The sequence below is a fragment of the Pseudomonas sp. BW16M2 genome (genome assembly GCF_014268865.1).
Lineage (GTDB): Bacteria > Pseudomonadota > Gammaproteobacteria > Pseudomonadales > Pseudomonadaceae > Aquipseudomonas > Aquipseudomonas peradeniyensis.
Genome location: NZ_JABWRI010000065.1, coordinates 1 through 1,306, shown reverse-complemented (window position 1 = coordinate 1,306; position 1,306 = coordinate 1). Strand labels below are relative to the sequence as shown.

General features: G+C 57.0%; 1 protein-coding gene. It reads left to right on the top strand.

Annotation, left to right across the window (positions count from 1 at the left end):
* Nucleotides 1-89: 89 nt before the first annotated feature.
* Nucleotides 90-1,268, top strand: coding sequence for an integrase core domain-containing protein (locus HU735_RS26775; protein ID WP_186716474.1), 1,179 nt, complete (start codon nucleotides 90-92; stop codon nucleotides 1,266-1,268).
* Nucleotides 1,269-1,306: the final 38 nt, after the last annotated feature.

Sequence of the window (1,306 nt, the reverse complement as noted above, 5' to 3'; positions counted from 1 at the left end):
GGTATGACTCACCCACATGGGTTACAAATCAGTTCACGCACATAGGTAACAGTCTTTAACTGGCAGGGTCGGTTTTCGAGGATCTGACCATGCCCTGGCGAGAGCTGAAACCTATGGACCTGAAAATGCTTTTCATCGCGGATTACCTGCAGGGGGCGCCCAGCTTCAGCGCCCTGTGCCAGGCCTACGAGATCAGCCGAAAGACCGGCTACAAATGGGTCGAGCGATATGAGAAAGAGGGGCCTTCGGGGCTGGAAGAGCGCAGCCGCCGCCGGTTGACTCAGGACTGGGTTGTACCCGCTGCAGTTCGCGAAGCCATCATCGAACTGCGCAGTCGAGGCGAAACAGAACCGGGTCCGAAAAAGATCCAGGCTGCGCTGCAGGAGCGTTTCCCTGATCAGGCGCCGCCCTCGAAGACAGCGATCTACAACATCCTCAAGAAGGCCGAATTGGTCAAACCACGCCGCTTACGTCAGCGGGTAGCGGTCTATCCCAAGCCACTGGAGAAGGCAGAGTCGCCTAACCAACTATTCAGTGCGGACTACAAAGGCCAATTTCTGACAGGTGCAGGCGTCTGGTGCTATCCGCTGACGATCATGGATCACGCCAGTCGCTTCCTGCTCGCCTGCCACAGCATGCCCAACACCAATCTCCTGGAAACGCAGGCCGTTTTCACCCAAGTGTTCCGGGAGAATGGCCTGCCTGAGCGGATCCGTACCGATAACGGTGTACCGTTTGCCAGTAAGGGGCGTGCGGGACTTTCCCAGCTGTCGATCTGGTGGCTGCGTCTAGGCATCATTCCCGAGCGCATTGCGCCTGGTCGACCTGAACAAAATGGCCGCCACGAACGCATGCATCGGACGCTCAAAAGCACGCTACCATCGCCGCCGGCAGTGGCCTGGGAGGCTCAACAACGGCACTTTGATCGCTTCCGGCAGCACTACAATCACGAGCGCTTGCATGAAGCGTTGAAGCAGAAAACACCGGCGTCTTGCTACCAACCCTCGCCGCGCCCATTCCCTGAAAAACTCCCCGAGATGACCTATCCCAGCCATATTGAGAGCTTGCCAGCGGATAGCTGCGGCATCATCAACCGCCGCGGCTTGAGGATCTACGTAGGTTATGTGCTCAAGCACCAGACCATTGGCCTGGAGCAGGTTGGGGATGGCGTCTGGGATGTTATTTTCGGTCCCATCATCCTTGGCAGGGTCGATGTACGGGATGCCACTGATGGTTATGTAACACTCAAGGTGTTGTCACCTATGTGAGTGAACTTTTGTGTAACCCATGTGGGTGACCCGTACAT